General features: G+C 72.5%; 18 protein-coding genes. 6 read left to right on the forward strand and 12 right to left on the reverse strand.

Annotated features, from left to right (window positions below; all coding sequences use genetic code 11):
- Nucleotides 1-88 precede the first annotated feature (88 nt).
- The 3 genes from ACWDAK_RS09945 to ACWDAK_RS09955 all read right to left on the reverse strand — a co-directional run bounded on the left by ACWDAK_RS09945 (nucleotide 89) and on the right by ACWDAK_RS09955 (nucleotide 1,612).
- Complete coding sequence (locus ACWDAK_RS09945; RefSeq protein WP_344636145.1) at nucleotides 89-418, reverse strand: hypothetical protein; 330 nt, start codon at nucleotides 416-418, stop codon at nucleotides 89-91.
- Between the two features lie 13 nt (nucleotides 419-431).
- Nucleotides 432-590 (reverse strand): hypothetical protein, encoded by a 159-nt coding sequence (locus tag ACWDAK_RS09950; protein ID WP_427395691.1) that lies wholly within the window; start codon nucleotides 588-590, stop codon nucleotides 432-434.
- Between the two features lie 278 nt (nucleotides 591-868).
- Complete coding sequence (locus tag ACWDAK_RS09955) at nucleotides 869-1,612, reverse strand: SCO2400 family protein (protein ID WP_449806454.1); 744 nt, start codon at nucleotides 1,610-1,612, stop codon at nucleotides 869-871.
- A 202-nt stretch (nucleotides 1,613-1,814) separates the two neighbouring features.
- Here ACWDAK_RS09955 and ACWDAK_RS09960 point away from each other — a divergent pair, with 202 nt between their 5' ends.
- Entirely contained in the window at nucleotides 1,815-2,741 is a 927-nt protein-coding gene (locus tag ACWDAK_RS09960; protein WP_344636143.1) for an AurF N-oxygenase family protein, read from the forward strand.
- Nucleotides 2,742-2,784: 43 nt separating this feature from the next.
- Here ACWDAK_RS09960 and ACWDAK_RS09965 read toward each other — a convergent pair whose 3' ends face one another.
- The 5 genes from ACWDAK_RS09965 to ACWDAK_RS09985 form a co-directional block, all read right to left on the reverse strand.
- On the reverse strand, nucleotides 2,785-3,627 hold the full coding sequence (locus tag ACWDAK_RS09965) for a C40 family peptidase (RefSeq protein WP_427395689.1): 843 nt from the start codon (nucleotides 3,625-3,627) through the stop codon (nucleotides 2,785-2,787).
- 435 nt (nucleotides 3,628-4,062) lie between these two features.
- A complete protein-coding gene (locus tag ACWDAK_RS09970) occupies nucleotides 4,063-4,452 on the reverse strand; it encodes a phosphopantetheine-binding protein (protein ID WP_427395688.1) in 390 nt (129 codons plus the stop codon).
- A gap of 237 nt (nucleotides 4,453-4,689) precedes the next feature.
- Complete coding sequence (locus ACWDAK_RS09975; protein ID WP_427395687.1) at nucleotides 4,690-6,264, reverse strand: MFS transporter; 1,575 nt, start codon at nucleotides 6,262-6,264, stop codon at nucleotides 4,690-4,692.
- A gap of 58 nt (nucleotides 6,265-6,322) precedes the next feature.
- Nucleotides 6,323-10,336 (reverse strand): nSTAND1 domain-containing NTPase, encoded by a 4,014-nt coding sequence (locus ACWDAK_RS09980; RefSeq protein WP_427395686.1) that lies wholly within the window; start codon nucleotides 10,334-10,336, stop codon nucleotides 6,323-6,325.
- Nucleotides 10,337-10,553: 217 nt separating this feature from the next.
- On the reverse strand, nucleotides 10,554-11,333 hold the full coding sequence (locus tag ACWDAK_RS09985) for an SGNH/GDSL hydrolase family protein (protein ID WP_344636138.1): 780 nt from the start codon (nucleotides 11,331-11,333) through the stop codon (nucleotides 10,554-10,556).
- A gap of 357 nt (nucleotides 11,334-11,690) precedes the next feature.
- Here ACWDAK_RS09985 and corA point away from each other — a divergent pair, with 357 nt between their 5' ends.
- Nucleotides 11,691-12,665: a magnesium/cobalt transporter CorA gene (gene corA / locus ACWDAK_RS09990; protein WP_427395685.1), complete on the forward strand. Its 975-nt coding sequence runs from the start codon at nucleotides 11,691-11,693 to the stop codon at nucleotides 12,663-12,665.
- A 459-nt stretch (nucleotides 12,666-13,124) separates the two neighbouring features.
- Here the strand turns inward: corA and ACWDAK_RS09995 are convergent, their stop codons facing one another.
- Nucleotides 13,125-13,733 carry a hypothetical protein gene (locus ACWDAK_RS09995; RefSeq protein ID WP_427395684.1) on the reverse strand — a complete coding sequence of 203 codons (609 nt, stop codon included), beginning with the start codon at nucleotides 13,731-13,733 and terminating at the stop codon, nucleotides 13,125-13,127.
- Between the two features lie 202 nt (nucleotides 13,734-13,935).
- Here ACWDAK_RS09995 and ACWDAK_RS10000 point away from each other — a divergent pair, with 202 nt between their 5' ends.
- Nucleotides 13,936-14,406, forward strand: coding sequence for a hypothetical protein (locus tag ACWDAK_RS10000; protein ID WP_344636135.1), 471 nt, complete (start codon nucleotides 13,936-13,938; stop codon nucleotides 14,404-14,406).
- Nucleotides 14,403-14,915, forward strand: coding sequence for a hypothetical protein (locus ACWDAK_RS10005; RefSeq protein WP_427395683.1), 513 nt, complete (start codon nucleotides 14,403-14,405; stop codon nucleotides 14,913-14,915). The genes ACWDAK_RS10000 and ACWDAK_RS10005 overlap by 4 nt, the downstream gene beginning before the upstream one ends.
- 87 nt (nucleotides 14,916-15,002) lie before the next feature.
- Here the strand turns inward: ACWDAK_RS10005 and ACWDAK_RS10010 are convergent, their stop codons facing one another.
- From ACWDAK_RS10010 to ACWDAK_RS10020, 3 genes are all read right to left on the reverse strand, one after another.
- Complete coding sequence (locus ACWDAK_RS10010; RefSeq protein ID WP_427395682.1) at nucleotides 15,003-16,493, reverse strand: M1 family metallopeptidase; 1,491 nt, start codon at nucleotides 16,491-16,493, stop codon at nucleotides 15,003-15,005.
- A gap of 273 nt (nucleotides 16,494-16,766) precedes the next feature.
- Nucleotides 16,767-17,234, reverse strand: coding sequence for a YchJ family protein (locus ACWDAK_RS10015; RefSeq protein ID WP_344636133.1), 468 nt, complete (start codon nucleotides 17,232-17,234; stop codon nucleotides 16,767-16,769).
- Nucleotides 17,235-17,277: 43 nt separating this feature from the next.
- A complete protein-coding gene (locus tag ACWDAK_RS10020; protein WP_425557579.1) occupies nucleotides 17,278-17,946 on the reverse strand; it encodes a hypothetical protein in 669 nt (222 codons plus the stop codon).
- Nucleotides 17,947-18,277: 331 nt separating this feature from the next.
- Between ACWDAK_RS10020 and ACWDAK_RS10025 the strand changes: the two genes are divergently transcribed.
- Entirely contained in the window at nucleotides 18,278-18,508 is a 231-nt protein-coding gene (locus tag ACWDAK_RS10025) for a hypothetical protein (protein WP_344636132.1), read from the forward strand.
- A 315-nt stretch (nucleotides 18,509-18,823) separates the two neighbouring features.
- A complete protein-coding gene (locus ACWDAK_RS10030) occupies nucleotides 18,824-19,819 on the forward strand; it encodes a pirin family protein (protein WP_427395681.1) in 996 nt (331 codons plus the stop codon).
- The last annotated feature ends 134 nt before the right edge of the window (nucleotides 19,820-19,953 follow it).

Genomic DNA, 19,953 nt, shown 5'->3' on the forward strand with positions numbered 1-19,953 from the left:
GCCGTCGGGCCTGAGGGCGAGCATCGGCGTCGTACTACTCGAGCCGGACGGTGACCCCGAGCCGGGTGGGCCGTCAGGACTGGTGGGCCTACTCGGCTGTGCGCAACTGGGCCAGCTCCGCCTCCAGAGCCTCGATCCGGGCCTCCAACTGCTGCTTGTCCCGTACGGCGTCCGCGTAGCCCTCCTTGTGGCGCTTGGCGATGTGGCTGAGCGTGTCGACGCGGTCGGCGAAGGCGTCCCGTTCGGCGGCGATCGGTTGGACGACGTGCTCGGCGACGGTGGCCGCGATCCAGTCCGCCCAGTTGCTGATGTGCTGGGCGCCTCCCGGACCGTGGAGTTGGGCGTCCTGCAGACCGCTGAGCATGGCGGGGCGAATGGTGTCGGCGATCCGCTGGGCAACGGCGGTCTGCTCGCTCACGGCGTCTCCTTCTTCAGTGGTCGGACGGGTTCGGTGGTCGGACGGGCCGGCCGTCGCGGTCGACGGTCTCCTGGGCACCATTGTGAAGGCCGAGGCAGTCGTCGTGGCCGCCGGCTGCGGGCACGGGGTCCGCGTCCTTGGCGGGTACGACGGTCGCCGGGGTACGGTCCACGGCTGCGGTGGTGTGCGCGGGCAGTGTTCGCGGGCGTGAGACGGCTACGGACCGCACCGACCGAGCCGCGCGTACGCATGGCCGGGTTCCCGGCCTACCGCGCGCGTGCTGGCCCGTTCCCCGTCGCGAGAGATGGCCGACGGGCACCGAACGGTCGGCGCGGGGGCACTCGCCTGATTACCGGCTCGTCGCCCCGGAACGGCCTGCAGGGACGGCGGAGAGGGTGGCGACTGCTACGGGCGGAGGAGCGGGTGCGGCCAACGGGAGGCGGGCCCGGCTCAGCTGCACCAGAAGAGGAAGTGGGTACAGGTCGGTGACGGCGACGGCGCGGGTTTCGTCGGTCGAAGGGTCGTGGACGGCCTCGGTGCGGTCGTCGAGGAGGCGGTCGCCGCCGAGACGGTGGGGACGGGTGCCGAGCTGGACGGGGGGCCGCTCGGCCGTGAGTGGGCTCTGGACCTGGTCGCTCCGGCCGACGGCGAGGTGCTGGGGGTGATCGGCGACGGAGCGGGCGGCGCCGTCTGGAGGGCCACCTCCGGTCCGTGGTCCTCGGCGGCGGGTGTGGGGGCCGGCCCGGTCGGCCCGCCGGACTGCGGCGGGGTCAGTGCCAGCACGCCCGCGCCGCCGAGGGCCAGCGTCACCGCCGTGACGGCGAGCAGCCGCCCCCGACGCCGGGATCTGCGTCTGCTGCGCCGGTTGCGGCGAGCCTCCGCCGGCCCGGGCAGCGGGTCGGTGACGGGGCCCGGGTGGTCCGCTGGTCCGGGCGTGGATCCGGCGAAGGGGGCTTCGGCGGAGGCCGGCGCACCGCAGCCGGGACAGGACAGCGCACCGTTGAGGTGGCGGCGGCAGGGTGCGCAGTAGTCCATCGTCGTCTTTCCAAGCTCTGTGCTCTGTTCGGTGCGTTCCGGCGCTCTGTCCCGCCGTTCTGTCTCGCGCCTCGGACGCGATCCGCGTCCAGGAGACAGTAGGCACGGCACCCGATCGACCGACAGGTGCCAGATGTGAGGCTTTGGGAGAGACCCCATGGTGGTGGCGGCGCTGCTGGTGGGCAGCCGAGCGGGCGAACACACGGAAAGCCCCTCGAGCGGACCGGCGCAGCAGCCCTGTGCCCCGCGGGCGCGGGCGTCTGCTGCCACCGCTATTGACGCAACGTCTAATAGTCTCTAGCTTCGGGAAGGAGAGGCTTGCCAGGCCGGCCGCCCCTCGTGAGCCGAGGAGGAGTTGCCCATGACCGTGACCCAGCGCAGCCGCGCGGGCGCCGAGCAGCAGGTGCGGGACCGCCGGCGTACGGCCGAGCGCCTGCTCGCCTCCTCCGCCAAGCTCTCCTTCGACCCGCTCAAGGACGTCGACTGGTCCGCCGCTCCGCTGCCCGGGCGCTACTACTGCCCGCCGAGGCACCTCTCGCTCTACGGCACCGAGCTGTGGGAGGGGCTGTCGGAGGAGCAGCGGATCGAGCTCAGCAAGCACGAGGTGGCCAGCATCGCCAGCGTGGGCATCTGGTTCGAGGAGATCCTGATGCAGATGCTGCTGCGCCACGCCTTCGACCGGGACCCCACCACCGCGCATGTGCAGTACGCGCTGACGGAGATAGCCGACGAGTGCCGGCACTCGGTGATGTTCGCCAGGATGATCTCGTGGATGGGCGCACCCGCCTACGGGCCCGGCCGGCTCTCGCACGAGCTCGGACGCTTCTTCAAGGCCACCTCGACGCACAGCCAGACCTTCGGCGGCACCATGTACGTCGAGGAGATCCTGGACGCCTTCCAGCGCGAGATCATGAACGACGAGTCGCTGCAGCCGCTGACCCGCCAGGTCTCCCGGATCCATGTGATCGAGGAGTCCCGGCACATCAGCTACGCCCGCGAGGAGCTCCGGCGGGGGCACCTCGGCCCGGTCCGGCGCCGCTGGGAGCAACTGTTCATCGGCCTGATCATCCTTCGGGCGACCAAGAGTCTGATCCACCCCCGGGTCTACGCCGCCGTCGGCATCGACCCGAACGTCGGGCGCGACGCCGCCCGAGCCAACCCGCACTGGCGGGCCGTCAAGACCGGGATGGCGTCCAAGGTGATCGGAGTGCTGGACCGGGCGGGGTTGGTCGGGCGGACGAACCGCTGGCTGCTGCGCCGCGCGGGCGTGCTGGCCCCGGCCGGCTGAACAGCCGGGACGCTCCGGCGGGTCGGCGTGGTGGGCGGTTGGCTCAGCCGCAGGCCGGGACGCCGTCGAGCCAGTAGCCGCCCCGGAGATAGATGTTGGTGATCCACGCCCGGTAGTCCGGCAGGAACGACCAGGCGTCGTTGGTGATCCCCTCGGCCGTCACGCTCTGGGCGTGCTTCTGGCACTCCACCCGCACGGTGGTCGGGCCGGCGAAGGCGTACACCCGGGCGCTCTCCATCGCGGGCCGGGCGTGCGTCCACACCCCGGTGCCCCAGGTGCTGACCAGCGGGCCCCGCACCGGTCCCGGGTCGATCCGCACGGCCCCGAACAGCTCGCCGCCCAGCCGCAGGTCGTTGACCGCGACATGGGTGCCGGACTGCCGGGCCTCGACCGTCCTCCCGGCGCCCAGGTAGACGGCGATGTGATGGAGGCCGGCCGAACTCCCGTACGCGATCAGGTCTCCGGGCAGCAGCGAGCCGGGGATCTGGTCGGGGGTGAGGCGCTGGGCCGCGTGGACGGTGTGGAACTGCTGGTCGGCCGAGCCGTCGAGGACGTCCTGGCCGACCGCCTGGGCGTACGCGTACCGGACCAGCCCCGAGCAGTCGAACCCCAGCCGCTCGGCGTCGTGGTCGCTCGCCGGGTCCACCCCGTCCGGATGGCCGTAGGTGGGACCGGGCCGGGCGCCGTGCCCACCGCCCCAGGTGTACCAGGTGCCGATCTGCGAGCAGGCTGCCCGGACGGCGCCCTCGGCGGCGGCCGAGGCACCGGGGGCGAGGATGTCGCAGACCGGGTCGGCGGCGGTCGCGATGCCGGCGGGCGCCGGGCCGAAGGCGACGGCGAGGGCGAGGGCTGTCGCGACGGCGGCTGACGCGAGGCGGAATCCCATGGTTGTGCTCGGCTTTCTCGGTGACGGACGCGGCTACCACACCGGGGCGGGGGGTCACACGGCGTGCCGGGTAGGCCGGTTGAGGTCCTCGGTGAATCCCGACCCACAGGTGGACCTGGGCCCACGAGCCTCCCGTCCCGGTGGACGGTCCGGTTGGCCGATTTGCTCGCGGGCCCCGGTTGGGGTCGGCCCGGCGGAGCGCGGCGGAGCCGGCGGAGCCCCTGCGGGCTCCGGCGGGCCGATGGCTTGAGCGTTCCGCATCGGAGGGGTGAAAGGCCAGCAGGCGGCCGTCTCCCAACTCGCCGGGATACGGGAAACGTTCGGGAAACGACCGGTGCGCCGACGGACCGCGAAACCCCGCACCGCCGTACGGCTGGGGCGGCGCCGCCCCGCCCGGCGGTCGCAACGGCCGGACCGGGCGGGGCCGGTGCGACCTCAGCCGATGGCCTCGCGGGCGAGAGCGGCCACGCGTTCCAGGGTCGGCTCACCGAGGATCCGGGCCAGTTCTCCCATGAAGGCGTCCTCCTGCGCCGGTGTCAGCACCTCGCGGCAGACGGCAGCGAGCATGGCGAGCAGGGACAGCGAGGTACCGCCGAGGTGGTAGAAGTCGGCCTGGGCGTCCAGCCGCGAGCGCTCCACACCGAGAGTGCGCGCCCAGATCCCGGCCACCGTCTCCTCGACCGGATCCAGCGCGGCGGACGGCTCCGCCCCGCGCTCCGCGGCGGCCGGCCGGTCACCGAACGGGTCGGGCAGCGCCTTGCTGTCCACCTTCCCGCTCACCGTGTACGGCAGTTCCGGCACCACCACGGTGGCGGCGGGGACCATTTAGGAGGGCAGCACCGAGGTCAGGTTTGGTCGGCGAGCGGCCGTAGTTGGGTCCGTCGGCACCTGCGGTTCGAAGGGGATTCGGCGCGCCTCCGCGCTCGGCCGTATCGGACGCTATGACCTTGATCCAGCTTTGGGCATCCCCTATTTCCCTTTGCGGAACCCCTGTTCTTCGCGTGTGGAACACAGGCTGTAAGTTTCCCAATCTGCGTGTTGTCAAAGAAGACTGATCTAGCATCAGGGAATCGTCAATTTTTCCGACAGGGCGTCAGTCGCAGGCGTTCCGGCTGGTTTCGCAGCGGCGTCCGGGAGGTGGCGCAGCAGCCGGCCGGCCCCCAGTGCTGCCCCGGCCATCAGGACCAGGCCCACGAGCGCCGCCAGGTGCATCCCGTCCGTGAACGCCGACCGGGCGGCGGTGAGCAGCTCGTCACCCGCCCGGCCCGGCAGCTGTGCCGCCACGGTGACGGCGCTGCCGAGCGTTTCGTGCGCCGCCCGCGCCGCTCCGCCCGGCAGGTGGGCCGGCAGCGCGCTGTCCAGCCGTGAGCGGTAGACCGCCGCGCCGGCCGCGCCGAGCACGGCGATGCCCAGCGAGCTGCCCAGTTCGGTCGCGGTCTCGGAAGCGGCGGCGGCAGCACCGGCCTGCTCGGCGGGGGCGGCCGAGAGCGCCAGGTCGGCGGTGAGCGTCGTGGTTCCGACGGTGCCCGCGCAGAGTACGCCCGCCGCCGTGAGCACCAGGGCCAGCGGCGAGTGGGGCTCGACCCGGGTCATCAGTGCGAAGCCGGCCCCGCCGACCAGGAACCCGCCGGTCACCAGGTGGGCCAGTCGGACCCGGCCGGACAGCGCGGAACAGGCGCCGACTGCCACGCCCACCCCGAGGCTCGGGGCCAGCGCCCAGAGTGAGGCGGTAAGCGGATCCATGCCCTTGACCAGCTGCAGGTACTGCGAGGTGAAGAGGCTGAAGCCCATCATGGCGAACATGGCGACGGTGTTGACCGTGACAGCCCCGCTGAAGGCTTCGATCCGGAACAGGCCCAGGTCGACGAGCGGGTGCGCGGTGGTGCGCTGCCGGTGGATGAAGAGGCCGCCGAGCGCGATCCCGGCCACGAGCAGCAGAGCGGGGAGCGGGCTCCAGCCCTCGACCGCCAGCGTCTTGACGCCGTAGACGAGCGGCAGCAGCGAGGCCGTCGACAGCCCGGCGCCGAGCAGGTCGAAGTCGCCGCGCCGCGGGGCGCGGTACTCGGGGAGCAGGGACGGACCGGTGAGCAGCAGCAGCGCCATCACCGGAACGGACAGCAGGAAGGCCGAGCTCCACCGGAAGTGCTCCAGCATCAGCCCGCCGGCCACCGGGCCCAGTGTGGCGCCGCCGGTGATCGCGGCGGTCCAGGCGGCGATGGCCCTCTGGCGCTGTTTCGGGTCCTGGAACATGTTCCGGATCAGCGCCAGGGTCGAGGGCATCAGGGTGGCGCCGGTGACGCCGAGCAGGGCGCGGGCGGCGATCAGCTGGACCGCCCCGCCGGAGTACGCGGCGAGCAGGGAGGCGGCGGCGAAGCCGGCCGCGCCGCAGAGCAGCAGCCGGCGGCGGCCGATCCGGTCGCCGAGCGCTCCCATGGGTATCAGCAGCCCGGCCAGCAGCAGTGAGTAGCTGTCCATGATCCATAGCTGCTGGGTGCCGCTCGGTCGCAGATCGGCGCTGATGAACGGCACGGCGAAGAAGAGCACTCCCATGTCCATCGAGAGGACCAGGGACGGGAGCAGGAGGACGAGGAGCCCCATCCAGGCGCGACGGTCCGCGCGGGCGTTGGTGGCGGTCATGCCAGTTGATGGTACGTACGTTTTAGACGCTTGTATAGATATGGCTCCCGCTACCCGGTCACGACCCGGTGCACCCGCCGTCGTCCGGCTGGTCCGGGAGCAGGCGGGCCCACCGGGCCCGGTCCACCGGCCCGACCAGGGCGCAGACGGCCGCGGCGCGCCGGCCCGGATCGGTGTTCCACAGTCGGACCGCGCCGTCGTTGCCGCTGCTGGCCAGGGTCAGCCCGTCCGGGCTGAACGCGACCCCCCAGACCGCGCTGGTGTGGCCGGTGAGAACCGCGATGCTCTGGTGGGCCACGGTGTCCCACAGGCGTACGGTCGCGTCGTTGCCGCTGCTTGCCAGGGTGCGCCCGTCCCGGTTGAAGGCCAGGCCGCGCACCGAACCGGTGTGCCCCGTCAGGGTGGTGACGGCCAGTCCGGTCGCGGTGTCCCACAGGCGTACGGTCGCGTCGTTGCCGCTGCTTGCCAGGGTGCGCCCGTCGGGGTTGTAGGCCAGGCCGCGCACCGAACCGGTGTGCCCGGTCAGCGTCCCCGCCAGCCGGGCGCCGGCCACCTCCCAGAGGCTGATCGTCAGATCGTCGCTGCCGCTCGCCAGCACCCGTCCGTCCGGGCTGAACGCGAGCGCGTTGACGAAGTCGGTGTGCCCGGTGAGCACCGCGATCGACCGCTGCTCCCGGACGTCCCAGATCCGCACCGTGCGGTCCTCGCCCGCCGAGGCGAGCAGCCGTCCGTCCGGACTGAACGCGACTGCGAGCACCGACCCTTGATGACCCGTGAGTACGGCCAGCGGCTGCCCGCGATCGAGGTCCCAGAGCCGGACCGTGCGGTCGGCGCCGCCCGAGGCGGCCAGCGTGCCGTCCGGGCCCGCCGCCACCGTGAACACCGAGCCCTGGTGACCGGTGAGCGAGTGCAGCAGGCGGTGCGAGCCGGCGTCCCAGACGCACACCGTGTGATCCGTCCCGGCGGTGATCATCCGCCGGCCGTCCGGACCGAAGGCCACCTTCCACACCTCGGTGAACGGACGGGGCACCACTGCGGCCGTCGCCGGGTCCCACAGCACCACCGACTGGTCGAAGCCCGCGGTGGCCACCTGCCCGCGCGTACTCACCGCGACCCCCTGGACGTAGTCGGTGTGCCCGGTCAGCATTCCGACCGTCCGCAGACTCGGCACGTCCCACAGCCGCACCGTGCCGTCGCCGCCGGCGCTGACCACCGTGCTGCCGTCCGGGGTGAAGGCGACCGCGTTGACGTCGTCGGTGTGGCCGGTCAAGGTGGCGGTGTTCTGCAGGCCGCCCACGTCCCAGAGCCGCACCGTGCGGTCGGCGCTGCCGGAGGCCAGGGTCCGCCCGTCCGGGCTGAAGGCCAGGCCGAGGACATCGTCGGCATGGCCGAAGAGCGTGGCGATCGGACTGTCCGTCACGGTGTCCCACAGCCGCACCGTACGGTCGGCGCCGGCCGAGGCCAGGATGTGCCCGTCCGGGCTGAACGCGACCGCGTCGAGATCATCGGTGTGACCGGTGAGGACGGCGATGCTCCGGTGGCTTCCGGTGTCCCAGAGCCGGACCGCGTGGTCCGCGTCCGCCGACGCCAGCACCCGCCCGTCCGGATTGAACGCCACCGCACGGGCGCCGCCGCCGTGACCGGCCAGAGTGGCGGACGGCTGCCGGGAGGCGACATCCCACAGCCGCACCGTGTCGTCCGAAGCGGCGGAGGCCACCGAGGCGCCGTCCGGACTGAACGCCACCGAGCGCACCCGGCCCCGATGCCCCGTGAGAGTCGCCACCAGGGTGCGCCGCGAAGCGTCCCACAGCTTCACCGCGTCGTCCGAACCGCCGGACACCAGCAGCCCGCCGTCCGGCGCGAAGGCGACCGCGTTCACCGGACCGGTGTGGCCGAGCAGCCGGCCCTGGAACGGCTGCGCCTGGGTACTCAGGAGCGCACCACGCGCCTCCACGGTCGGTGAACTCCGGTACGCCGCACGGGCCAGCAGCATCGCCGCCTCGGGACGGCCCACCGCCAGCGCCGCCGAACGGGCCGCCATCGCCCGTGACTGCGCCTGGCGTCGCTGCGCCAGGGCGCCCGACCGCTGCTGGAACGCGAGCGCCCCGGCGAGCAGGGTCAGCACCAGCAGCGCACCGAGGGTGGCCACCATCCGCCGCTGGCGGCGGGACTGCCGAGCGGTCGCCTGCCGCTGGGCGTCCTCGGCAGCCGTGCTCGCGGTGAGGAACTCGGTCTCGGCCTGGCCGAGTTCGGCCCGCCGACCGCCGTCCTCGGCCCAGTCGTGGGCCGCTGCCAGCTTGGTGCCCCGGTAGAGCAGAGCGGGGTCCTGCCCCGCGCGGGTCCACTCGGCGGAGGCCTCGGCCAGTTGCTGGCGGCCCAGCAGCGCGGTGCGGTCGACCTGGATCCAGCGCCGCAGCCGGGGCCAGGCCCGCAGCAGCGCCTCATGGGTGATCTCCACCGTTTCGCGGTCCGCCGTCACCAGCCGGGCCCGGACGAAGGCGTCCAGCACCGCCGCCGCATCCTCCGGATCGGCCGACTGTCCCAGCAGCCGGTCGCGTTCGGCTCGCGACCGGGTCTCCTCGCCACCTTCGCGCAGGTGCACCAGCCGCACCAACAGGCGGCGCGCGACCTTCTGTTGGGACGGTGTGAGTCGGGTGAACACGTCTTCGGCGGTCCTGGCCACCGCACCGTGGATCCCGCCGCTGCGCAGATAGCCGTCGACGGTCATCACCCGGCCCTGGCGCTGCTGCCAGGTGGCGCGCAGCGCGTGCGAGAGCAGCGGCAGGGCGCCCGGGTGCGGGCCGGGCCCGGTGCCGCCTCCCAGGTCGTCCGGGCTGCCGAGGTCCCGCAGCAACAGTTCGACCAGGCCCGGTTCCAGGACCAGGCCGACCTGTTCGGCGGGGCGGGTGATCGAGGCACGCAGCTCGGCGGCGTTCATCGGGGGCAGGGCGAGTGAGCCGTGGGTGAACACCGGGGCCAGTTCGGGGTGTTCGAGGCACCGCCCGCAGAAGTCGGCGCGCACGCCGAGCAGGACGGCTACCGGCAGCTGGGTGGGTGGCGGAAGGGTAGGCGGTAGCTGGGCGGGCGGTCCGACGGTTGCGGGGAGGGGCGGGGGAACCGCCAGGGCGTGCAGCAGGCGGACGAAGGCGCGCCGCTCGGTCTCGTCCGGGCAGAGGGTGAAGGTCTCCTCGAACTGGTCCATCGCCAGCACCAGCCCGCCCGGTGCCCCACCGCCCGTCGCCTCCGGCCCGGCGGCCGGCCCCTGCCAGGCGCGGCCGAGTGCGGTGCGGATCGTCCCGGCCGCCTCCTCCGGGGAGTCGCGAACCTGAGTAACCGTCAACTGCGGTACCACGCCGCCGAGAGCCGACTCCAGGGCCCGCAGCAGCGCGGCGATCGGACGGGCGGTCGGCGTGCCCGTCACGACCGGCCAGTCGGCGCAGTCGGGGCGGCCGCCGGCCGGCCGGGGCCCGCCGAGCGCGGTGCCCTCGCGCTGAGGTCCGACGAGCGGCCCATCGCGCAGTGCGCCGTCCCGCAGTGCGCCGTCCCCCAGCGCGGGCAGCAGACCCGCCATCAGAAGTGAGGACTTGCCCGCGCCGGAGGGCGCCACGAGCGCGACCGGGCCGTGGCCGATCCGTTCGGCGAGCCGGTCCAGCAGTGCGGTGGTGACCGCCTCCCGGCCGAAGAACCAGCGGGCCTCGCGCGAGCCGAACGCCGCCAGCCCGGGGTACGGGCACTCGGGCCGGACGGTGTCCGACTCCGCCGCCCGCGACTGCGGTCGGCCCGGAGCCGGGACTGCCGTCCGGGCTGCGGCCGCGCCCACCAGCCGGAGCAGTACGCCGCCGCTCCGCAGGGCCTCGTCGCAGCGGCGGGCCACGTCGGGGGTGGCCGGCTTGGTGCCGTTCTCGATCTTGCTGAGATAGCCCTTGCTGTAGTGGATCAGCCGGGCCAGCTCGCTCAGCGAGACCTGCCGCGCTGCCCGCAACTCCCTCAGTCGGGCGCCGAACTCGCACTCCGCGCCTGTCGGTCCGGCCTGCGCCGTACCGTTCCCGCCCGCCTCCGGTCCCCGCTCCATACGTACCCCTGCGGTCCTCGCCCGGACCCGTCCGCCGATCGGGTCCTCGGTGTGGCACCGTCAGACTACGTTCGGTAGTCGTCGCCGGGAGAACCTGCGCGGGCATCAACCACCCCCGGGGAGTGGCGCTGTTGGAAGGTCGGCCCGTTCGGGGGAAGGAGTCGAGGGGATTCGTCGTACGTCCAGTCGGCAATCGGCAGTCTGTGCTGACTGTGGGTCAGAGCGGCAGCAGGTCAGGGCGCTTGGCCTCGATGTGGTCACCCGAGGACTCACCGCGCAGCCGCCGGCCGACCCAGGGGAGCAGGAACTCGCGGGCCCACTGGATGTTCTCCCGGCGGAGGTCGGCCGGGGACGGGGTCGGCTGGTAGGGCCACGGCGCCTCGGGGTCGTCCACCGCGAGGCCGAGGGCACGGGCGGCGAGCAGGGCGACGCGCTGGTGCCCCTCCGGGGAGAGGTGCAGGCGGTCCTCGCTCCAGGCGCGGCGGTCGTGCACCGCGCGCAGCGACCAGAGGTCTGCGACCCGGCAGCCGTTGCGGTCGGCGATCGCCCGCAGGTGTGCGTTGTAGGTCGCGATCTTGCCACGGAGCATTCCGAACACCGGGACGCCGCGGGTGTCGAAGCCGGTGCAGATCAGCAGGGTGTCCACGTGCTCGCGCAGTTCCACCACCGCGGCCTCGAAGCGCGCCGCGATGTCGTCCGGGTCACTGCCCGGCCGAAGGATGTCGTTCCCTCCCGCGCACAGGGTCACCAGGTCGGGCGCGATCCGCCGGACCTGCGGAACCTGCTCGGCGACGATCTGGTCGAGCAGCCGTCCCCGGACGGCGAGGTTGGCGTAGCGGAAGTCGCTGTCGGGGCGGCGCGCGGCCAGCATTCCGGCGAGACGGTCCGCCCAACCGGCGAACTGGCCGTCCGGGCCTGGGTCGTTGAGGCCCTCGGTGAAGCTGTCCCCGAGGGCTGCGTAGGAGCTGAGGTCAAGGGTCTCCTGGTAGTCAGCCATGACTGCAATAGTTCACTGCATGAAGTGACCTACGCCACCGTAGGTGACCCTGTACGGGGCGTGATCTCGACCACGCCCCCTCCGGTCCGTGAAAACGCACTCGCGCGGGGGGCGGGAACGCTGCCCGACGGGCCGGCCCGCTCGACCCGGCCGGGCAGCAGATCGAGTGCCCGGCACCGACTCAGTCACCCGAAGCGATGGCACGGCATCGCGATGCGCACGTAGGCACCTGCGGTTCAATCGCCGCACTCCACATCGCAGTGATCTTCCTCCGGCTGAAGCCGCGGTCCGTAGGGCACTGCCGGTCCGGACGGGGTCGCCGTCAGGTGCGAATGGAGCGTCGTTACGCTGTCCGCCATGGCTAGAACCCGACTGTACCGAAGCGGCAACCTGATACTCGAGGACTTCCCTGCAGAGGACATCTCCGAGTACGTCTCCGACCCCTCGGCGATGGTGTGGCTCGATCTGTGCGCACCGACGCCCGCCGACTTCGAGATGATCAGTGAGGAATTCGGCCTGCACGCTCTGGCGGTCGAGGACGCCCGGCACGACCACCAGCGCCCGAAACTGGACTGCTACCGCACCCACTCGTTCCTCAGCGCCTACGCCGTGACCACCGACGCCGGGAGCGGGGAGCTCAGCGCGACGGAGATCTCGGTCTTCATCACAGACAACGCGCTGATCACCATCCACAAGGACGACTCGTTCGACGTCGAGCAGGTGGTCGCTCGCTGGGACAGCAACCCCGACCTGGCCAAGCACGGCGTGGGCTTCTTGGTCCACGGACTCCTCGACGTCCTGGTGGACGGCCACTTCGACGCCGTGCAGGAGTTGGACGACCGGATAGAGGAGGTCGAGGACATCCTCTTCGAGGACGGCAGCCGGGAGATCGAGTCGGTCCAGCGCAGGTCCTTCGAACTGCGTAAGAGCCTGGTGAAGCTGCGCCGGGTCGTCCTGCCGATGCGCGAGGTCGTGAACACCTTGCTCCGCCGCGACCTGCACATCGTCCACGAGCCGCTGATGCCCTACTTCCAGGACGTCTACGACCACGTCCTGCGCGCCACCGAGTGGACCGAATCCCTGCGGGACATGATCACCTCTGTCATGGAGACCAACCTCACCATCCAGAGCAACCGAATGAATCTGATCATGAAGAAGGTGACCAGCTGGGCGTCGATCATCGCGGTGCCCACCGCCATCACCGGCTTCTACGGACAGAACGTCCCGTACCCGGGTTTCAACGCCGAATGGGGCTTCGTCGCCTCGACCGCACTGATGGTGGTCCTGTCCATCGGCCTGTACATCAGCTTCAAGCGGCGGGACTGGATCTGAACCGCCCGCTCCACCGAACCGGACGACCGGGCGTACGTCGTCGTTCCCGTGCTCGCTGGGATGCCCCGCTCGCCGTCGGTCGGCCGACGGGTGCACGGCACTTGGGCTGGTGCAGGCCGGCCCAGCGGCCGCGGGCGTCTCCGCGCGGCGCTGCGAGCTGTGAGGTGAGCAGCAGCTCCGACGAGCCGCGGGTGATCTCACTCAGCAGCTCAGGCGGCGCCGACAGCAGGTCCTGTCCGTGCCCGTCCCGGAACTCGTCGAGCCGCCGGCAGACCGCCACGTCCACACGCTGCTCCGCGTACTGGCGCAGCATCACCCCGGCCCGTCGCGAGCTGAGCCGCGCCGATCCTCCCGGGCTCACTGCCTGCCGTGATCGGGAACCGCTCTGCCCGCACACCGAACGGCTGCCCTTCTGCGCCGTAGGCCGGCGCACGCCGAGGCATCCTGTGGGGCTGGGTATCAGTGCGGGAGCGCCTGGTAGAGGCCGCGGCCGGTGCGCTGGGCCTTGGACGCCTTTACCGCCCGCTCGAGGCTGGTGCGTACGGCGTTGACACCGGCGGGGGTGGTCTCACGGCCCAGGGCCTCGGCGACCTGTGCGGCCCGGACCGGTTCCTTCACCTCGGCCAGGTAGGCCAGGACACCGGTGGACAGCCCCGGGGCGCGCTTGCGTGCCGGGACCGGCTCCGACGTAGCGGTCGTGGCCGCCCTCGCCGAGGCCTTGCGGCGCGGTGCATTCCGCGACTTGGCCGGGGAGACGGCCTTCTTGCGGGCGGTGGCCGGCCTGTGTCCGGACGCTGCCGCTGCGTCCGCGGTGGCCTGCTCGCCGTCCGGTTCCGCTGCCGGTACCGCCGGCGGCGGGGCGTGGTCGGCCGTCCCACCCTCGGACGACGGGACGGCGGAAAACGCCTGCAGGGCGCGCAGTGCGTCCCGCGCCGCCTCCAACCGGCCGCTGACGGCGGCCAGTTCCGCCTCCAGCCGCTGCTGGTGCTGCTCGAGCTCAGGAAGCTCGGCACGCAGGGCGGCGATGGTGGACGTCACGCTGATGTGGGTGTCTGCGTTGTGTGCCAAGGGTGCTCCTCTTGGTGTCCCGGACGCGACCGGCCGCATGGGTTACGGTCAAACTGTACGGTGAAAACGGGCAGTTCGTCCCTGTAATGCTCGAATGCCAACCTCCAGGGCTGGATGCGTCGTGGTTGACGGCGTGTGGTGCCCGCCCATCAGTTGCCGCAGTTCCCGGGGCGGGGCCGCAGCCGGGTCCCGGGTCATCGGAGTGGGCATCGCGACGGGCACGCGGCGGTGTCAGGCTCTCCACCGGTCCCGTAGGGCGCGCGGCAGGGAGGCGCTCCACCATTTCCGCGGTCCCGCCCTGGCCGAGTTCTTCCGGGCCCAGGCCGCCTCCCCGGCGCACGCCTTCTGCCACTTCGACATCGCCGCGACCCGTCTGGCGCCCATCGGAGCCTGGATGTTCCACCGCGCCCGGATGCGCCACCCGCTCGGCCGCCACGACGGCGTCGCCTCCGCACAGCGTGCGCACGGCGACGAAACCCTGCTGCGCGCCGCGGCCCAACCCGGCATCCGACCACTGCTCTACGAGCCACGCGCCGTGGCGAACCCGTTCTGCACCACGCTGCGCCCGGTCATCGGCGTTCGCCCGCACCTGGAGGCGCCGCTTCGCCTGGCCCTCGGGCGGGCCGCCCGCCGACCGGTCGGCCCGGAGCAACTCGCCGAGGCCACCCGGTGACGCCCGCCGTACCGCTCGCGCTGCTCGGGCTGGTCGACGCGGCGTTCAGCGGCTTCCGCGCATACGCCGGCCGCGACGCCCGCATCCGCAAACACCGAGCCACCGCCCGAGCCGCCCTGCGCGGGCTGATCGTTGGGGCCGTCCTGCTGCTCGCCCCCGCCCTGACCGCCGCCCTCCTGTTGCTGAGCGCGTCCGACCAGTCCAGGACGTACGACGCCCTGGCCTCCGGCGGCCTCGGCTACCTGCTGCCGCTCACCGTCTACGCCACCGCCGTACTGCTCTCGCTGGCCGTCTACTTCCTCCTGCCGTTCCGCGCCAGCACCCTCGCGATGGTCGTCGGCCTCGGCCCGCTGACCCTGCTGCGCCCGGTCGCCATCGCCGCCGCCTGCCTCGGCGCGCTCCTCAACGGCGGCGGTGGGCCCGCCCTGCTGCTCGGCGCGGTCGCGGGTGCCGCTGTGCTGTGCGTCGAACCCGCGGTGCACCGACGCTGGTATCGCCAGGTGTTGTGAAGGACTGCGGACGCGGTTTGGTAGGGCCGACGGTGCGGCCCGCCCGGACCGCGGTCCGGCCGGGCCGTCAGCGGTGCGCCGGGATGCTCAGTTCCGGTCCTGGCCGTGGATGTCGTTGGTCGCCTCGATCTGCTTCCAGGAGCGCGGTTCCTTGACGGAACCCTTGGCCGCCGCCGCGGGCTTCGCCAAGGCGGCCGTCGAGGCGGCCGGCTTGGCGGCGGTGTAGAGCCAGGTCTGGAACAGGTCGCCCAGCTTCTTGCCGGAGATGCGTTCCGCCAGCGCCTGGAAGTCCGCGACGGTCGCGTTGCCGTAGCGGTGCTCGGCCGGCCAGGCCCGCAGGATCTGGAAGAACCTGTCGTCGCCGACCGCGTTCCGCAGCGCCTGGATGGCAGCCGCGCCCCGGTCGTAGACCGCGGGGTGGAACTGGTTGGCCGGGCCCGGGTCGCCGGGCTTGACGGTCCAGAACGGATCGTCCGCCGGGTGGGTGGCGTAGAGGTAGTCGGCCAACTCCTGGGCGGTGCCCTCGCCCTCGTGCTCGGACCAGAGCCACTGGGCGTACCGGGCGAAGCCCTCGTTCAGCCAGATGTCGCTCCAGCGCTTGAGCGAGACGCTGTCGCCGTACCACTGGTGGGCCAGCTCGTGGACGACCACCGAGGGGTTGGCGCCACCCGCGAACTGCGCTGGGCTGTAGAAGACGCGGGTCTGGGTCTCCAGCGCGAAGTGGGTGTTCACATTGGGGACGTAGCCGCCGAGCGCGCTGAACGGGTACGGGCCGAAGACGCCGCTCAGCCAGTCGGCCAGCTCGCCGGTGCGCTCCACGCTGGCCCGGGCGGAGCCGTCGTTGTCGCCGAGGTCCCTGCTGTAGGCGTTGATGACGGGAAGCCCGCCGGAACTGGTCTGCGTGGTGACGTCGAACCTGCCGATCGCGAGGGTGGCCAGGTAGGTCGCCTGCGGTTTGTTCTCACGCCAGTTGTAGCGGGTCCAGCCCAACTGGGAGGAGGACGAGGTGAGTACACCGTTGCTGATCGCCTGGGTGCCTTCCGGCACCAGGACGGAGACGTCGAAGGTGGCCTTGTCCGAAGGGTGGTCGTTGCTGGGGAACCACCACCAGGCCGACTCCGGCTCTCCGGCGGCCACTCCGCCGTCCGGGGTGCGCAGCCAGGCGGTGAAGCCGTAGCGGGAGACCTTGGACGGCACGCCCGAGTAGCGCACCACCACCGTGGCGTTGGAGCCCTTGGCCAGCGGAGTGGCCGGCGTGATCTCCAACTCCTGCTCGCCGGTGGCGGAGAACCTCGCGGGGTGGCCGTTGACCAGCACCTCGCTGACGTCCAGGGCGAAGTCCAAGTTGAAGCGGGAGAGGTCCTGGGTGGCGGTGGTGAGCAGGGTCGCGGTGCCCTGCAGTTCGTCCGTCGAGGGCTGGTACTTCAGCCGCAGGTCGTAGTGGGACACGGTATAGCCGCCGTTGCCGTACGTCGGGTAGTACGGGTCGCCGATGCCTGGATCGCCGGGCGTCGGGGCGGCGGCCGACGCGGGGTTCGCCAGGAGCAGCAGCGCGGCGCTCACGGCTGGGATGATCATCCTCTTGCGCACGGATCCTCCGGTGCGTTGGGTGGACGGGATCCTGACGGTAAGTCGGATCCATCTCCCGTCGTGGCAGGGTTCACGCGTGCCGTTATGAAATGTTCATGCGGAGCAACGGGGGGTCGTACAGGGTTGACCGGCCGCCATCCGGCTCAGTCGTCGGCAGGTCGACTCACGGTCCGTCGGCCGGTCGGACTCACGACTCGTCAGCCGACCGGGCCGTAGGGTCCGTCGTTTTGCAGGCGCAGGGTCCACAGGGCCTATGACCCGTCAGTCGACCACTCCGTCGAGGTAGACCCAGGCGCCGTCCACCCGGACGAAGCGGCTCAGCTCCTCCATCACGCCCTCCTCCCGTCCCTCCGCGTAGTGCGCGCGGAACCGGACCGTCCCCTCGCTGTGGAACGGGCCGCCGTCGGAGGTCGCCAGGATCTCCAGCCGCACCCAGCGCAGTCGCGCGTCGAGATCGAGCCGTGCGGGCCGGGTGTCCGGGTGCCAGCTGCGCAGCAGGTATGCCTCGTCCCGGACGGCGAACGCGCTGAACCGCGAGCGCATCAGCGCCTCCGCCGTGGTGGCCACCGCCTCGCCCCGGTGCAGCCGACCACAGCACTCCCCGTACGGGGCGGGCAGGCCGCAGGGGCAGGGCGAGGTGCTGGAGGCCACCGGGGAGGCGGCCGCCGCGGACCTGGCCGAGGGCTTGGCGGCGGACCTGGCCGCGGACTTCGAGCTGCGTCGGGACATGGCCCCCATTCTGCCCGGTCGCGACACCCGCCAGTGACGGCCGTCAGGCCGTGCGCTCGCCCTCCGGCGCGGAGGCCCAGGTCCAGGTGGCAGGCCGGGGGCGGTCCGGGAGGTCGGCCCGGCCGGTCGACCAGAGCAGGGCGCGCCAGCGGTCCCCGTCCGCCGGGGCACCCGGGAACAGGCGCGCCAGCACCCGGTCGCACAGGTCGGCGGGCGGTGTCCAGGCCAGGCCCAGGCCCTCGGCCATGTCGTGTGCATGGAGCAGCGTCTCGGCCACCCCCATCGCCGCGAAGCCCTCCGGATCGGCGATCCCCCGGCTGTGGTACGCCCGGACCTGCGGCGAGGTCGTCGCCACCATGGCCGCCAGCAGTGCCGCGCCGGCCTCGAGCACCTGGAGCAGCCCGGCCAGGCCGGCCGCGCGGTCGGCGAAGACGGAGTTCCGCGGGCCGCCCGGGCGCTCCCTCGCGCAGCGGAACGGGACATAGCCGTCCAGCGGGGGAGCGGTGGGACCGAGCTGTGCCGCGTAGGAGAACAGGTCGTCGGCCAGGTGCTCGGCGGTCTCCCAACAGTCCCAGTCCAGCGAGCCCGCCTTGACGGACCAGCCCTGCTCCGCCTCGGGTCCGCGGCGCAGCACGGTCAGCGCGAGGCTCATGGCGAGTCGGACGTCGGACGCGGTGACGGGCTGTCGGGCGGATCGATCGAGTTGCGTCATGCGGCCGACCGTACCAACCGCGCATGACACTCGGTCATCTGTCCGCCCCCGCACAGCCACTCCACCGTTCGGGCCGGCGACTTACCCACTTCGGCGGACGCCCTGCTGATCGGCTGGGTCGGCTTCAGCGCCTTCGCCGTCTGCGGCATCGCACTGGCCGTTGCCGCCCGCTCGTACTGGCAGCGCACCCGCCCAGGCTGCCGGGCCGGGGAGGGCGCGCTGACGGCGTGAGCCGAACCGTCCTGACGGCCGGCCGCCTGGTAGCCTCCGGTCCCGGGGTGGGAAGGCCGGGTTGGAGCCCTGGCCGGTGGCTTCGGGGGAGGGAGCAGCGATGGACGCCGTCCTCGCGCTGGTGCTCGGATTGGGTGGCACGGGGCTGACAGCCGTGTTCCTGCTGCTGCGGCGCGAGCGCCGCCGCAGTGGCGGTGATGATCCGGTGGGCCTGCTGATCGAGCGGCGGCGCACGGCGGAGGCCGCCCACCAGCGGCGGATCTACTCCAGCTGGGCGGTCCACCACGGGAACGGATTCGTCCACGGCGACCCGTACAGGCCCAACTCCTAACGCTGGCAGGCGACTTCCATCCGTAGTCGCCTGCGGTCCCGGCTGCGCTCGGTGGCGCATGTCGCGCGATTCCCGACCGTGCCGCGCCGCTGGCGGGAGGGTTCGCTCGTCATCGCCCGGGGCGCTGCGGACGCCGCCCGCGCCGTCCGACTCGCGGTGACCGGGTTCCAGCCGCGGAGTACGGGCGATCGGACCCGGGCAGCGGGGACGCTGCCCCTGGCAGTGGGAATGTCCAGAGTTCAACGTTTGTTCGTGGGGTAGTACGGCGTCTGGTAGGACAGACAGAACCGGGACCGGCATCCGAAGGAGAGTCCGATGCCCGCAATCACCGTTTCCGACATCAGCGCCCTTCCCCGCATCCCCGGCCCCGACCGCACCGTCCTCGCGGAGCGGCCGGTGGTGTCGGTGACCACCGCACCCAGCGGTCTGGAGGGGGAGGGCTTCCCGGTCAGGCGTGCCTTCGCCGGCGTGAGCCTGCGGGACCTGGACCCGTTCGTCCACATGGACCAGATGGGTGAGGTCCAGTACGCGCCGGGTGAGGCCAAGGGCACCCCGTGGCACCCCCACCGCGGGTTCGAGACCGTCACCTACATGATCGACGGCATCTTCGAGCACGCCGACTCCAACGGCGGCGGTGGCGTGATCACCAACGGTGACACCCAGTGGATGACCGCCGGGAGCGGCATCCTGCACATCGAGGCGCCGCCGGAGCACCTGGTGGTCTCCGGCGGGCTGTTCCACGGCATCCAGCTGTGGGTGAACCTGCCGAGCGCCAACAAGTGGAACCCGCCACGCTATCAGGGCATCGAGGGCCGCGAGGCCGTGCTGCTGGCCTCGGCGGACGGCGGAGCGCTGGTCCGGCTGATCGCCGGGGAGGTGGCCGGCCACACCGGTCCAGGGGCCACCTTCACGCCGATCACGATGATCCACGCCACCGTCGGCGCGGGAGCCGAGCTGGCCCTGCCCTGGCGGCCGGACTTCAACGCCCTGGTCTACGTGCTGGCCGGCCGGGGGACGGCGGGTCCGCTGGCGGCCCCCGTGCACACCGGGCAGCTGGTCGTCTTCGGGGCCGGCGATCTGCTGACCCTGGCCGCGTCGCAGCAGGACAGCCGTACGCCCGAGCTGGAGGTGCTGATCATCGGTGGTCGGCCGATCCGCGAACCGGTGGCCCACTACGGCCCGTTCGTGATGAACACCGAGGCGGAACTGCGCCAGGCGGTCGAGGACTACCGGGCGGGCCGGCTCGGCGTCATCCCGGCGACGCACTTGCCGCACGGCGCCTGTGGCGGCACCAGGCCGGCCCGGGACTGAGCCGGTACGGCCCCGCTCCGGGCCCGGGACGGACCCACTCCCGATCAGGCCCGCTCCGGCTCCCGCTCCGGGCCCGGTCCGGAGCGGGGCGTGCGCCTCGACGGAAGTGGATCCGTCCGGTGACCGAAGCGCGA

It is taken from the genome of Kitasatospora sp. NPDC001175 (genome assembly GCF_053598215.1).